Below are 14,165 nucleotides of genomic sequence, written 5' to 3' on the forward strand. Positions count from 1 at the left end.
TGCCGCACTCACCGGGCCAGGGGTCGGCCGCGACGCAGATCGAGTGTGACACAATGGAATCCGCCGCCCATCGCCCGCGCGTGCCGCAGCGTGTGCGGCACCACGTCGATGCCGCGGCGTTCCAATGCCGCGATCAGCTCCCGCTGCGCGGCGTCCACGATGGCCAGATCCGGCCGCACCATCAGCAGGTTCATCCCGATCCAGCGCGACGACAACGGATACGGTGTCGCGCACGGCGTCTCGACCATGGGCGGGCACCACAGGTGATCCCACGCGCGCAGCGGTTCGGGCAACAGGTCGAGGTCGCAAATCCGCTCCGGATTCAACAGCACCAGGCCCTCGCGCAGCAGGCTGATCGTCGAATCGATGTGGGTGTAGGGGTAGACGCCGCGAATGGGATGGACCCGGTAGTCGCCCAGCGCGGCGAGGGTGGTGCGCAGCCAGCGGTGGCCGAGTTCGTTGCCGCTGGCCGAGACCAGGTAGAACAGGTCGGGTCCACAGCGCAGCACGTTCGCGGCGTCGAAGGCCGGTTCGGCCTCGCCCAGCGCGACCCGGCCCGTGCCGTCGTCGGGGAACAGGTCCTCCCGCAGCTGCGGCGGCGGCGCGGCGATCCACGCCGAACCGCCGATCATGCAGCGCTGGAACAACTCTCGCAGTCCCGCGAGTTCGTGCGCCCGCGCCCGCATGGGGCTCGGCGCGGCGATGACGGTCCGCCCCACCACCAGCGCGAGATCGCGCGGGCAGTAGGAGTAGAAGCCGCTGCTGCGCCAGTGCGGCGTGGCGAATTCGACGTCGTGGGCGATCGGGGCCGGCCGGTGCACCCGGACCCCGAGCCCGCTCAGCACGCTCGCCAGGCCGTCGAGATCCTCGGCGGCCTCCTCGAGCACGCGTCGTGGGAAGGCTCCGACCGCGACCCGGGCCAGGGTCGCGGCGTCGAGGTCGGGATAGAGGTTCAGCCAGGCCGACCGGTCCAGCGGCGGGATCCTGGCCCCGGCCGCGGTGCCGACGACGACGTCGAGCAGCGGGCTGAACTCGTCGTGCGAATCCGCCCGCAGGGCAACCGGATCCGTGGGTTCGACCGCGAATGCGGTGGTGAGCGTCTCGGTCATGACATGCCGCCTTCCGGATCAGCCGAGCGCCCGGACGGCCCCGCGACGGCGGTGGGCCCGGATCGAGGAACAGGTCATCGCGCGCAACAGCCAGCGGTCGCTGCCGTCGTAGCGCGCCCGAAAGACGCTGCGGCCGTGCACGGTTCGCCGGTTGTCGGCGATGAGCAGGTCGCCCGGCAGCAGCTCGACACCGAGGGCGGCCCGGTCCAGCGCCGCGGTCAACGCCCGCAGCGCCGCCGCGGCCTCGTGGTCGTCCGGATCGGCGGGCCGCGCGTCCGCCTCGCCGAAGCAGATCTCGGGATCGGTCGCGGGTCCGCTCAACACCGCCACCCGGTCCGCGTCGACCGCGCCGGACAGCTCGTGCGCGGTGTCGGGTTCGATCACGAACCGCGGTTCGCGCAGCACCGCGACGACCTCCGCGGCGAGATCGAGCCGCCGGACCGGGGCCAGATAGGTGACCGCCCCCGGATGCCCGCGCAGGCACAGCAGGCCGAAGTAGTCGCAGCGGTCGGCGCTGAACCCGTCCTCGACGTGCCACTGCAACGGAACCGCGCTGCTCGCACCGGTTTGCGTCTCCTCGCGTCCGGGCACCGGGGTCACGTGCTGCACGAGGCGGCCCTCGTGCAGCGTCCGGAAGGTGAACGGCTCCCCCAGCGGCAGCGACGCGGCCAGCAACAGCAGCGCCGCCGCCTCCACGACGGGCATGGACCAGTCCGGGGTGACCGTGGCCGGGGTGGCGGGCAGATCCGTCAGATCCCCGCAGACCCCGCGCAGCAGCAGCGCGTTGTGTTGCGAACCGACGGCCCGGAATCGGTGCAGCGCCACGATCATTCGCGGCGGCAGGCTCGCGATGAGGCCCGCGGCGATCTCCACCGGATCCTCGCCCGCGCACAGTTCGCAGGCCGCCCGCAGCGCCTCCGCCCACGCCACCGCGGTCTCCCGCCGGGTCAGCGTGACCACCTCGCCGGGTCCGAGCCGATCGAACGACGCGCCGCGCGCTTCGCCGCCGACGCGCCCCGCCCTCCCGGCCGGGAAATTCCGGTGAAAGGTGTGACGGCCGAAATTGTCGTTCATGGGGCTGTCCTTTCCGTCCGACCGCGACATCCGTCGCTGAGGACAGCTCACCGCGACCCGTGCGGCGTCCGACATCCCACCGGACAAAACGGGGGAATCGCGCCGTCTTTTCCGACTGTCCGCCGGACACCCGGACGGCGGTGCCGCACAATTGTCGTCACCCGGCGACAGGATTGCCGACGAGCGGGGAGGCACCCGACGACCATGATTCCGAACCGAGCGGTCAGTCGCGAATATCTCGCGAAGCTGACGACCCCGGCCGAATTCGGCGGCGCGCTGCGCCGAGCCCGGGAGGCCGTCGGACTTTCCATTCGCCGACTGGAGCGAAAGGCGACCGATCACGACAAGGGCGGCCCACGCCGTTTCGTCGAACTGACGAAAAACCTCATCGAGGACATGGAGAAGGGAAAACGCCTCGAGGGCAATCGCGGCGTGGCCGGGAGCGACAATCGGCTCGAGATCTACCTGTGGTGCTGCGGCGTCCCCCGCGACGATCTCCCGGCGTGGCTCGAGACCCGCCGCCGCCTGCTCGCGGCGCCCGTCCCGCCCGCGGTCGAACGCGACACCGCGCCCGACGAGGCGGCGCCGCTGCGGCCCGCGGTCAAGACCGCGCTGCGCCGCGACGTGCACACCTTCATCGGCCGCGACACCGAGCTGCGCCGCCTGCTCGCCGCGGCCGACCCGGAGAACGGCACGCTGATCTACACCATCGACGGGATGCCCGGAATCGGCAAGACCGCCTTGGCGACCCGCGCCGCGCACCTGCTCGCCGACCGCTTCCCCGACGGCCGCTACTTCATCGAACTGCACGCCCACACCCCCGGCCGCACCGCCGCCGACCCCTCGGACGTGTTGGCGGGCATGCTGATCGGGCTCGGCGTCGACATGCGCTACATCCCCGACACCCTCGAGGGCCGCCGCGACCTGTGGCGCGACCGGCTCACCGGCAAACGCGTCCTGCTCGTCCTCGACGACGCCCGCGACGTCGCCCAGATCGAACCCCTGCTGCCCGCGGCGCCGGAATGTCTCACCCTGGTCACCAGCCGCAGCCGCCTCATCACCCTCGACAACGCCATGCCGCTGGCCCTCGACATCCTCCAACCCGGGCCTGCCACAACGCTTTTCACCACCCTGGCCCGCCGCGCCGCCAGCGCCGACGCCGACCGCGCCGCCGCGGCCCGCATCGTGCGCCTGTGCGGCTACCTGCCGTTGGCGATCACCCTGCTGGCCGGTCGCCTGGCCCATCACCCGTCCTGGACCATCGCCGAACTCGCGGACGAGTTCGGCGCGGCGTCGGATCTGCTCGGCGAACTCGACGCCGGGTCCCGCGCCGTGCGCGCCGCGTTCGATCTGTCCTATCGGGACCTGCCGCCGCGGCGGAAGCTGTTCTTCCGGCGGCTGGGCCTGCACCCCGGCGCCGATCTCGACGCGCACGCCGCGGCGGCGCTGGCCGACACCGATGTGGCCACGGCCCGTTGGGAATTGGAGTCGCTCTACACCGATCACCTGCTCGACGAACCGGCCCGCGGCCGGTACCGGCTGCACGATCTGCTGCGCGAGTACAGCCGGGCGCTGGCCGCCGAGGAGGCGGCCGCCGATCGCGCCGGGGCGCAGCGGCGGCTGCTGGACTACTACCAGCACACCGCGACCGCGGCCGATCGCTGGCTGGCGCGCTGGACCCATCCCACCGCCGACCCGTACGGCGACCCGCCCGACCGAATCCCGTTGCGCGCGTTCGCGAACGAGATCGAGGCGCTGGAGTGGATGCGACTGGAACGGGAGAACCTGCTCGCCTGCCTGGACGAGACCGCCGCCCGCGATCCGGCCCGGATGATCTGTCTCACCGGCCTGCTGGCGAGTCTGCTCGACAGCGACGGCCCGTGGCCGCTGGCCCGTCAGCTGCATCGCCGCGCGGTCGAGGCCGCCCGCCGCGTCGGCGACCGCCTCGGGGAGGCCGACGCGCTCAACAACCTGGGCGCCGCGCATTGGCGGGCCGGGGACTACAACCCGGCCATCGAACGGTTCGAGGTCGCCCTCGGGCTCTACCGCGGCCTCGACAACCCGCTGGGAGAGGCCAACGCGCTCAACAACCTCGGCAATGTCCACGAGGACACCGGCGACTACTCCGGGGCGGCACAACTGCACCAGCAGGCACTGACCCTGTACCACCGGCTGGGCAACCGGCTCGGGGAGGCCAACGCGCTCAACAACCTCGGCAACGTGCGCGAGGAGACCGGCGACTATCACGAGGCCGCCGACCTGCACCGGCAGGCGCTGACCCTGTACCACCAGCTGGGTCACCGGCTCGGAAAGGCCAACGCGCTCAACAACCTCGGCATCGTCCGCACCCGCACCGGACTGCACGCCGAGGCCGTGGACCTGCATCGGCAGGCGCTGGCGCTGTATCAACGGCTCGGCAACCGCCTGGGCGCCGCGAACGCGCTCACCAATCTGGGGATCGTGCGCACCCACACCGGCCTGCACGCCGAGGCCGTCGACCTGTACCGCCAGGCGCTGGCGCTGTATCACCAGCTCGGCAACCGCCTCGGGGAGGCGAGCGTGCTCAACAATCTCGGCATCGTCCGCACCCGCACCGGACTACACGACGAGGCGATCGAATTGCACCGCAAGGCGTTGACGATCTATCACCAGCTCGGCAACCGGCTGGGCGAGGCGTACGCGCTCAACAACCTCGGAACCGTCTACACGCGAAGCGGATCGCGGCTGGAGGCCATCGTCTTCCTGCGCCGCGCGCTGCTGATGTTCCGCCGGCTCGGCAACCGCCGCGGCGCCGCGGAGGTGTGCGTGGACATCGGCAAACTCCTGCTCGCCACCGGCGCGCCCGATCAGGCGCTACGCATGTTCACCGAGGCGGTCGACACCGCCCGCGAGATCGAGAGCCAGCTCGAACAGGCCCGCGCCCTCGAGGGCATCGCCCGCTCGCACGCCGCCCTGGGCGACCGCACCCACACCCGCGAGTTGCGCGAGGCGATCGAGATCTACCAGCGCCTCGGCGCGCCCGAAGCCACCTCGGCCGCAAGCTATCTCAGGTCGCTGGAATCGGATCCGCCGTCGGGGTGATCCGGCCCGACGATCTCGTCGAACAGATACCGATCCACGGCCACCCGGATCGCGCGCGCCTTGCTCAACCGCACCGCGCGACAGAACTCGTCGAGCCGTTCCCGCGTCGAGGAGTCGATGTAGACGTCCTCGACCTGCACGCACCGCGGTCGGCTCCGCCGAAATCCCTTGTCCGGCACCGTGATATCCGCGTCCCCGCGCGGCGCCCGCGCATCCCCCACGCCGTCGAAGGCGTCGAGCATCGTGATCACCGCGACCCGGATCAACTCCCCCGCCCCGACCGCGCGTTCCGCCGCCAACACCTCGATCAACGCACCGATCGCGGGCGCGAAACCCACGGTGAGCCGCGTTTCGACATCATTGTGTTTCATGGACCGCGTACCTCCCGGCGTGGGACGCAGAAGCCCCCAGGGGAGCACGGCGAATGCCTCCGAAAATCGTAGCACGCACGCCCGCGTCAGGCGGAGTGCACGGGCGTGGGCCGTCCGAGATGGGCCTCCATATCCAGGGTCGGCCGGCGAATGGCCAACCCGTCCGCCACGAACGCGGGAACGATCGTGAATCCGCAACCCCCGAGTCCCCCCAGATGCAGCACCCCGATATCCCCCGTCCTGCTGCGCGGCATCCATTCGGCTATCGTCCGCTCCGCGGCGGGCCGCAGCCCGTACCAATAGCGGTATTCCCCCTCGGCCAGCGCCGCCCCGAACATCGGAAACCGTTCGAGCACACGCTCTTTGATCTCCTCCACGGTATCGGTCACATAGCGCGGCGCCCGCGCCGGATCGGCCAATTCCGCGTACACCTCCGGTTCGGTCACCAACCGCCCCGACGCCCCGCCGAGACAGATGTGCCCGCACGCCCGATGCGGAATGCTGTAGGTGAGTTCGTGTTCCCGATCCTCGTCCATCAGCACGATCCGATCGAACGGCTCGGGCACCTTCGCCGGATCCACCAACAGCAACACCCCCAGATCCCCCTCGATCCGCTTGTCCTCCAACAGGAACTGCGCCCGATCCCCCGCCGCCACACACGCCACCTCGGCCCCGAACGCGGCCGTGATCCGCAACAGATCGTCCACATCCTCGACGTGCCGAACCTCCGGAACCACCCCGTCCAACCCACTCACCGCGCGATACAACAACGGCATCAACGCACACGTGGAAATAATGGACCCGTCATCCACCCGCATCCCCCGCCGATAGAACGGCAACTCGAAATCCACCGGATCCACCGCCACCGCCGCCCCCGGATGCCCCTCCGGCAACGGCTGATCCGCCGCCCGGGTCAAAAACACACTTTCGGTCCGTATGAGAAATTCGTCCAACCCCAACTCGGACAACATCCGCCACCGCCGAAACGACCTACGAGCCCAGTCGGCAACCCTCGGGTCACCGTTGAGGAACGGCATGTGCCAGCCACAGGAGCCGAAGCTGGCGATGCGGGTGTCGTGGTGGTCGGCTATCCAGAGAATCTCGATCGGCTCGCGCGCGGGACGAGGGGCCGTCGCAAGACGGTGGACAACTTGATGCCCCGTAATACCATGACCTACGACCACCGCCCGCCCGGTGCGCAGTGCGGTCTCGACGAAGGTCTCCGGCTCGCTGGAGGTGAGGTCGTACACGGAAGCACCTCTTCCAGGATCAGGGGCCTCGCGGTACCAGGCCCTGACAATTCGAGAGTGCCGCCGCTCCCGTGCGCTGTCAAGCGAGACTGGACAAGTTTTTCCCAAGTGGTAAGCTCCGCTTGATTTCTATCCTGGACGAATTCACCTGATCGACGCCGCTCGACGCGGGGACCTGGAAAGGGAAAGGGCATGCGCGAGGTCAAGCTCCCCGCGATGCTTAAGCGCCTCGTCGACGAGGGTGAGTACCGGGGAAATCGCAGGCAGGTCTGCAACGAGCTGGGCATCACCCCCGCGGCTTTGTCGCAATACATCAACGGTCAGACCACACCGAGCCTCGAAAAACTCATCGCGATGACCGATCTGTTCAAGGTGTCCCTGGACTTCTTGATCTTCGGCGAGGACACGGTCGCCGGACCGAGCGGAATGCTGGAATATGGCCCGGTTGTCCGCTATGTGGAAGCCAGTCTCTCCTCGGTCCGTGCGGACATCGCCGAGCAGTCGGCCTTCGTCGCCAAGATCGGCGGCATCCTCGCCGAGCAGATCGGCGCTGCCGCACAGGCCGCGGCGAAGAGTTCGAGGACGCTGTACGGGATGCTCGACAAGGAGCAAGCCCTCGAACTCGAACGGCACAGCGTGTCGAGCATCAACGTGACGATGGACATGGACGATATCGTCGAGGTCCGCAGCTTCGTCGAAGAGGGCGTCACCGGCGGCAACTTCCTCGAGGTGGTCGCCGACAACCTGTCGAAGAATCGTTCCTATCATTTCGTGCTTTCGCCGGATATGCCCGATCCCGACGTCATCATGGATCAGTATCGCACTCTGCTGCTTCGGAAGGGCTTGAATCGCAAGCATCTTCGGCGGTGCCGGTTCAGCGTGGCATCGGAAACCTTCTACGCCGGGTTCAATATATTCGTGCTGGACGTGCCGAGCCTCCGCCAGCAGAGTCCGATCCTGTACCAGTACGTCAAGCCGTACATCGGGACCGACAACAGAATCGGCTACATCGAATCGCCGTCGTCCGCGCTGGAAGCCAGATTCTTGATGGATACGGATCGCCAGCTTCTCGCGATCCGCGTGCTCGAGCGGCTCACACCCGAGACTTGATTCGAATCAGCTTCACTTTCATCGGCCGTATCTTCCTCGACCACCCATACACAAAGGACCCCTGCCCAACATGAGCCTTTTCCGCTGGACAACCTACGATGTACGGTCCCTGCTGCCACACGACTGGCAGGCCCAGATCATGCGCGTTGTCCAAGAAGAGACCATCGACCGTACGCTCATCAGTGCCCACTCCACCTCACGAGAGGCCACGCACTGGGAAATGATTCAGTGCGGAGGTGTCGGCGGGCGAATTGTCCGGACGCGGCTGCCATGGCTGTACAAACTCTACGAGGGCCCCTTCTTCGACCTGGCGCAGATGATGTCGCCCGAACGGGTCTCGCTGATGGCCGATGAACGCTTCGCCGTCGTCCTCAATGTTCAACGCGGCCACGAACGCTATGAATGTCACGTCGATACCAATCCGATCGAGGCCCTGCTCTACTGCACGAGCCACTTCAGCGGAGAGGGAGGCGAGCTCGTCGTTTCGAATCTCGGCGACGTCCACTCCATCGAGGAGGTCGAGAAGGATTGTGCCGTAATCGAACCACGCGCCGGCCAACTCGTCTTCTTCGACGCGCGCGAACACAGCCACTATGTACGGCCTCTCACGGACTCCGGAGCGGTCCGGGTCGTGGCCGCCATGAACTACTACACGGAATCGCATCCCGAACAGGTCCGCCCGATCGACCTCAACCGGCACCTGACCGGCCAGGATTGAGAATCCTCGCCCTGTCGACGTGATGTCCGGCCACATTCCCGCGATCGGTTGGCAGAATGTGGCGGTGCGCGCTCGAGGAAGCTGGACCCGGACGACGTTCACGGCCGTCGTGATCGGTAGCGGAACAGTCGCGAGCATCGCTGCTGCGGAGTTGCTGCACTGGCTGGCGTCGCGGCGTCTGGTCCGGGCCGAGGTTCCGGACGCCCGGAGCGAGGTCGTCGTCGTCCTCGGATATCCCGTCCGCCGCAACGGCCGTATGCACCCACTCCAACGCTGGCGGTGCCGGATCGCGGTGCGGTCGTTGGATTCCCGAGTCGACGGGACGCTGGTGTTCACCGGAGGAGCGGTGCGGCGGGAGCCCGCGGAGGCCGAGGTCATGGCTCGGTACGCGCGCGAGGTGCTCGGGGTGCCGGAGGGGCGGGTCGTGACCGAGACCAAGGCCGAGAGCACTTGGCAGAACATCGAGTTCACCGTGCCGATGATGGAGGGGGTGGATCGGGTGAAGATCGCGTCCGATCCTATGCACGCGGCGCGGGCACGGCGTTATCTGCGGATGCAGCGGCCGGATCTGGCGGAGCGGGTGGTGGGCGCCGCGGACTATCGGTTGCTCGAGCGGTGGTGGTTGAAGGTCCCTACCGCTGGGCACGAGGTGGCGGCGATCGTTCGGCGGCAGCTGGGGCGGTTGGTGCGGTAGTCACTCGGCCGAGGCCGAGGGTGGTTCCTCGGTGGGCGGTTGGTCGGTTCCCAGGCGGGTGGCGATGTGCTGACGGAGGCGGTCGACCTCGCGGCGCAGCAGGCGGTTCTCGCGGGAGAGGGAGGCGATGACCGCTCCGGTGGGGTCGTTCTCGTCGGGAGCGTCGGTCTCCGCGCCCGGACGGGCGCCGATCCGATTGCGCAGATCCTCGATCTGCGCGCCGTAGCCGAGCAGTACCTGGGCCGCGATTCCCTCGTTCTCGTGCAGGAGCCCGAGCAGTATGTGTTCCGTACCGATGTAGTTGTGGCCCAACTGAAGCGCCTCGCGCAGCGACAGTTCGAGCACCTTCTTGGCACGCGGGGTGAACGGGATGTGCGAGGCCGACTCGCCGGCCGTCGCGCGCCCGATGATCGCGATGATATCGCTCCGCAACCGCGGCAGCGTCACCCCGATATCCTGCAAGACCTGCGCCCCGATCCCGTCCCTCTCGTGGATCAGCCCGAGCAGCAGATGCTCGGTCCCGATGTAGTCGTGTTGCAGCGTCCGGGCCTCCTCCTGCGCCAGGACGACCACGCGGCGGGCACGGTCGGTGAATCTTTCGAACATTTCGCCATTCTCCTCGCGGAGCGGGCGGTGCGGGCGAGATCGCCGGGGCCGCAACGAGTCCGGGACACAATCGCGCCGACCGCGCGAACGTGCGACGGATCAGGCTCCGATCGGAATGGCTCGCCCGGGATGACGCCGCAGGAGATCACTCAGCCGGTCGGCGAGATCGTCGTCGTCGGCCGCGAGCGGATCCACTTGCGCGACAGGGTGATTCAGCGCGTCGAGCTGATCGGAGACGAAGGTGGGCAAGCGGTCGGCGGGCTGTTTGCGGAGATCGGCCAGCGTGCTGACGCCGGTGAGAACCAGCAGGGACGGGAGGCCGACGCGATGGGCGCCGTCGATATCGGTGTCCAACCGGTCACCCACGACCAGCGCGTCCCGGGTGCCGGCGCGGGTGAGCGCGTCCTCGAGCAGCGGAGCGTACGGCTTACCCGCCACGATCGGCTCGAGGTCGGTGGCGGTGCGCAGCGCGGCGACCATCGAACCGTTGCCGGGGGCGAGCCCGCGCTCGTTCGGCAATGTCGCATCGGTATTCGCCGCGACCCATAGCGCTCCCGCACGCAAGGCGTACGCCGCCTCCGCCAGATCCGGCCACGCTGTCGTCGGCGAATGCCCCTGAACGACCGCGTCCGGCCCCGCCCCCTCGAACCGCCGAGTGACCCGCAGCCCCACCCCCTCCACCTCGGCCGCCAGATCATCGGTCCCGACAACCAACACCGTAGCCCCCGGCGCGAGCCGATCGGCCAACACATGAGCCGCCGCCTGCGCACTGGTCACCACCTCCTCGGCAGTGGCCCCGTACCCGAGATCGGCAAGATGATCGGCCACCGCCCCCGCCGACCGACTGGCGTTGTTGGTGACATACATCAGCGCCTGCCCACCCGCCCCCACCGAAAGCGCTTCCGGCGCACCGGAAATCACCTCATGCCCCCGATAGAGCGTCCCATCCAGATCCAACAGCAGCGCCCCGAACCGCTCCCGCAACCGTCCCACTCGTCCCACCCGCTTCCGCTCACTACTCATCGCCAGTAGCTGAAGGCTACTTCCCCCGCAGGCCCCCATCATCGCCCCCGTACCCAACACCCTCCGGCCCGACCGTCCGCCCCTACAGGATCCCCTAGGTGGACGGCCTTCGCCTCCGCGTGAGCCGTGCCCGCTCAGCGCGCTCCGAACTTCGTCGCCCGCCAACCCGGTCGACGGATACCAGCGCCACTCGTCACCGCCTCGCTCGGCCGCGAGTTCCTCTTCGTCGCCCGTGACCCGGCTGACTGCCACCCGCGCTACTCGTTATCCGCCAACTCGATCGGCGGGCACAGGCACTACGCGTCGCCCCTTGCTCGGCCGCGAGTTCCTCTTCGTCGCCCGTGACCCGATTGGCGGCCACCGGCGCTACTCGTTGTCCGCGGCGCGGCCGAGTGCGGCGCGGGCCGCCGCGACGCCACAACTCGATCGGCGGGCACAGGCGCTACTCGTCACCGCCTTACTCGGCCGCGACTTCGTCTCTTCGTCGCCCGCCAACCTGATTGACGGCCACCGCGCTATTCGTCGTCCGCCAACTCGATCGACGGGCACAGGCGCTACTCATCGCCGCCTTGCTCGGCCGCGAGTTCCTCTCTTCGTCACCCGTGACCCGATTAGCGGCCACCGGTGCTACTCGTCACCCGCCGACTCGGCCGGGAGACACCGGCGCTACTCGTCGCCCGCCTGCTCCGCAGCGAGTTCCTCGGCGCGTTCCTCGGCGTCGGTGTCGCCGTCGAGGTCGGCGGCCGCGGCGTTGAGGAACCATTCGAGGGCTTCGGGGTGCCGGTCGGCGGCGAGGAGGGCCTCGGCGTAGGCGTAGAACAGGCGGGCCGCGGCCGGGCCGGAGCGGGAGGGGTCGAGTTCCGGGGTTTGGAGGGTCACCACGGCCTGGTCGTACTGGCCGAGGTCCATTCGGGCGCCGGCCACCACGATCCGGAGTTCGGTCGCCTCGTCGCCGGTGAGGGCGCGGGCCTCGTCGCTGCGGCCGAGCTCGATCGCGCGTTCCGGGCGGCCGAGGCCGCGCTCGCAATCGGCCATGACGGCCAGCAGACCCGAGCCGCCCGACATGCGACGGGCCGTCCGCAGTTCCGACAGCGCCTCGGCCCATTCGCCCGCGTGATACGCCGTCACGCCGGCGGTTTCGCGAACCACGGCGATCCGGCCCGCGCGCTGTCGCGCCGCGCGGGCGTGCTCGAGCGCCGCTTCCGGATCCTCGTCGAGGAGACGGGCCGCCATCACCAGGTGACGGGCGACGGTCTCACCGTTCTTCTTGTCCAGGCTCAGCAGATCACGCCGGACGGCCGAATCGAGTTCGCTCGCCTCCACATCGTCCGGGATCGGCGGCTCGTCACGTCGGTCACGGCCGGAGCGGCGATCCGCGCCGCGCTGATGATCCTGGGCGTCGGCCGCTCCCGCGTCATCGAATCGCGTTGGGCGATCGGCGTTTTCGAGGTCGTCCTGATCCTCACGGTCGGAGGAAGCGGTCGATTCGTCGTCGCGGCGCTGGCGCCGGAAACCGCGAGGCTCCGCTTCGCCCGCCGGTCCGTAGGGCTCGTTCATGTCCGCTTCCGAATCCACGGTGTCGTCGGCCGCGGTCGCCTCCGGGGCCTTCGCATCATCCCGGTCGGAACGAGCGGGCGCGTCGAACTCCAAGTCGTCGTCGAAGTCATCGGTCTCCCGCTCGTCACGGCGCTCGTCGTTACGCCGGAACCCGTCCCGCTCATCGCGCCGACGGAAGCCGCCCCGATTCGAGTCGCGGTCGAAACCGCCTCGGCCGGAACCGGATTCACCACGGTTCTGCCGGTTGTACCCACCCCTGCTGTCCTCGCCACGGAAGCCACCACGGTCGTCGTCCCGCCGAAAGCCACCGCGCCCCGAACCACCACGGTCATCATCCCGACGGAACCCACCACGACCGGAACCACCGCGGTCATCATCCCGACGGAACCCACCACGACCCGAGCCACCTCGGTCGTCCTCACGCCGGAACCCGCCACGACCGGAACCACCACGCTCGTCATCCCGACGGAAGCCACCACGCCCCGAGCCGCCGCGGTCATCATCCCGACGGAATCCCCCACGACCGGACCCACCGGCGTCGTCACGGCGGAATCCGGAACCACCCCGGTTCTCGTCGCGCTGGAAGCCACCGCGGCCCGAGCCGCCGCGGTCGTCATCGCGCCGGAAACCGCCCCGGCCGCCGCGCTCATCATCGCGGCGGAAGCCACCACGGGATTCGTCGCGACCATTGCTGCGCCGGAAGCCGAAGTTCTCGTTGTCGTCATTGCGCCGGAAATCGCCGCGCGGAGATCGGCGATCGTCGCCGCCGCGGAAGTTGCCACGATCATCGTCGCGCCGGAAGCCACCGCGCCCGGAACCCCCGCGCTCGTCGTTCCGACGGAAGCCGCCGCGGTCGTCGTCCCGACGGGACCCACCCCGATTACGGTCGTCATCGCGCCGGAAACCACCGCCCGAACTGCCGCGATTGTCGTCGCGCCGGAATCCACCTCGGCCCGAACCACCGCGTTCATCATCGCGACGGAAACCACCACGCCCCTGGCCTTCATCGCGCCGATAGTCGCCGCGGCCGGAGTTCGGACGGTCGGCATCGCGGCGGTAGCCGCCGCGGTCGTCGTCACGACGGAAGCCACCACGGCCGGAACCGCCGCGCTCGTCATCGCGCCGGAAGCCGCCTCGGGAGGAGCCGCCGTTGTCGTCGCGGCGGAAGGTGCCGCGGCGGGAGTCGTCGCGGTCGGAGTCGCGGCGGGGGGATCCGGACGAGGGGCGGTTGGGGCCGCCGGAATTCTGGCCGGATCCGCTGCGGCGGAACGGCTTTCGATCGTCGTTCTGCTCCGACACGGTGATCCCTTTCTCTGCTTCTCCTCGATGCCCGGCCGCTGGGCTGCTCGCCCGCGTAGGCCGGGCCGGGGGCCCGCCTACTGAAATTCAATCACGCGGGCGGGAGCGGTCTGCTCGCCGCACCGGCAACCGGGTACAACAGGGCCCGGAACGTGGAAAAGGGGGCCCGGTGACGGGCCCCCTTCTCGGGAATATTGTTCCGGCGGTGTCCTACTCTCCCACACCCTGTCGAGTGCAGTACCATCGGCGCTGGCAGGCTTAGCTTCCGGGTTC

11 protein-coding genes are annotated in these 14,165 nt (G+C 69.1%); 4 read left to right on the forward strand and 7 right to left on the reverse strand.

Features of this window, described 5'->3' with window-relative positions; translation table 11 throughout:
* Positions 1–8: 8 nt before the first annotated feature.
* Positions 9–1,109: a scyllo-inosamine-4-phosphate amidinotransferase gene (locus ACFYTQ_RS24695; protein WP_387365365.1), complete on the reverse strand. Its 1,101-nt coding sequence runs from the start codon at positions 1,107–1,109 to the stop codon at positions 9–11.
* A gap of 18 nt (positions 1,110–1,127) precedes the next feature.
* Positions 1,128–2,183, reverse strand: a complete 1,056-nt coding sequence (locus ACFYTQ_RS24700) for a TauD/TfdA family dioxygenase (RefSeq protein WP_387365368.1) — start codon at positions 2,181–2,183, stop codon at positions 1,128–1,130.
* Between the two features lie 204 nt (positions 2,184–2,387).
* Between ACFYTQ_RS24700 and ACFYTQ_RS24705 the strand changes: the two genes are divergently transcribed.
* Entirely contained in the window at positions 2,388–5,264 is a 2,877-nt protein-coding gene (locus tag ACFYTQ_RS24705; protein WP_387365371.1) for an ATP-binding protein, read from the forward strand.
* Here the strand turns inward: ACFYTQ_RS24705 and ACFYTQ_RS24710 are convergent.
* The gene (locus ACFYTQ_RS24710) at positions 5,225–5,635 is read right to left on the reverse strand and encodes a hypothetical protein (protein ID WP_387365374.1); all 411 of its coding nucleotides are present in this window, start codon (positions 5,633–5,635) and stop codon (positions 5,225–5,227) included. The two genes, ACFYTQ_RS24705 and ACFYTQ_RS24710, sit on opposite strands and share 40 nt — an antisense overlap.
* An 86-nt stretch (positions 5,636–5,721) precedes the next feature.
* A complete protein-coding gene (locus ACFYTQ_RS24715) occupies positions 5,722–6,558 on the reverse strand; it encodes an FAD-dependent oxidoreductase (protein ID WP_387365377.1) in 837 nt (278 codons plus the stop codon).
* Between the two features lie 519 nt (positions 6,559–7,077).
* On the opposite strand from ACFYTQ_RS24715, the gene ACFYTQ_RS24720 reads away from it, so the two are divergent.
* From ACFYTQ_RS24720 to ACFYTQ_RS24730, 3 genes are all read left to right on the forward strand, one after another.
* The gene (locus tag ACFYTQ_RS24720; protein ID WP_387365380.1) at positions 7,078–7,995 is read left to right on the forward strand and encodes a helix-turn-helix domain-containing protein; all 918 of its coding nucleotides are present in this window, start codon (positions 7,078–7,080) and stop codon (positions 7,993–7,995) included.
* Positions 7,996–8,065: 70 nt separating this feature from the next.
* Positions 8,066–8,713, forward strand: a complete 648-nt coding sequence (locus ACFYTQ_RS24725; protein WP_387365383.1) for a 2OG-Fe(II) oxygenase — start codon at positions 8,066–8,068, stop codon at positions 8,711–8,713.
* Between the two features lie 64 nt (positions 8,714–8,777).
* Positions 8,778–9,407, forward strand: coding sequence for a YdcF family protein (locus tag ACFYTQ_RS24730; protein ID WP_387365386.1), 630 nt, complete (start codon positions 8,778–8,780; stop codon positions 9,405–9,407).
* Here the strand turns inward: ACFYTQ_RS24730 and ACFYTQ_RS24735 are convergent, their stop codons facing one another.
* From ACFYTQ_RS24735 to ACFYTQ_RS24745, 3 genes are all read right to left on the reverse strand, one after another.
* On the reverse strand, positions 9,408–10,013 hold the full coding sequence (locus ACFYTQ_RS24735) for a Clp protease N-terminal domain-containing protein (RefSeq protein ID WP_387365389.1): 606 nt from the start codon (positions 10,011–10,013) through the stop codon (positions 9,408–9,410).
* 99 nt (positions 10,014–10,112) lie between these two features.
* Positions 10,113–11,036: an HAD-IIA family hydrolase gene (locus ACFYTQ_RS24740; protein WP_387365392.1), complete on the reverse strand. Its 924-nt coding sequence runs from the start codon at positions 11,034–11,036 to the stop codon at positions 10,113–10,115.
* 666 nt (positions 11,037–11,702) lie between these two features.
* A complete protein-coding gene (locus ACFYTQ_RS24745) occupies positions 11,703–12,593 on the reverse strand; it encodes a hypothetical protein (protein WP_387365395.1) in 891 nt (296 codons plus the stop codon).
* Positions 12,594–14,165: the final 1,572 nt, after the last annotated feature.

The organism is Nocardia sp. NPDC004068, assembly GCF_042874315.1.
Lineage (GTDB): Bacteria > Actinomycetota > Actinomycetes > Mycobacteriales > Mycobacteriaceae > Nocardia.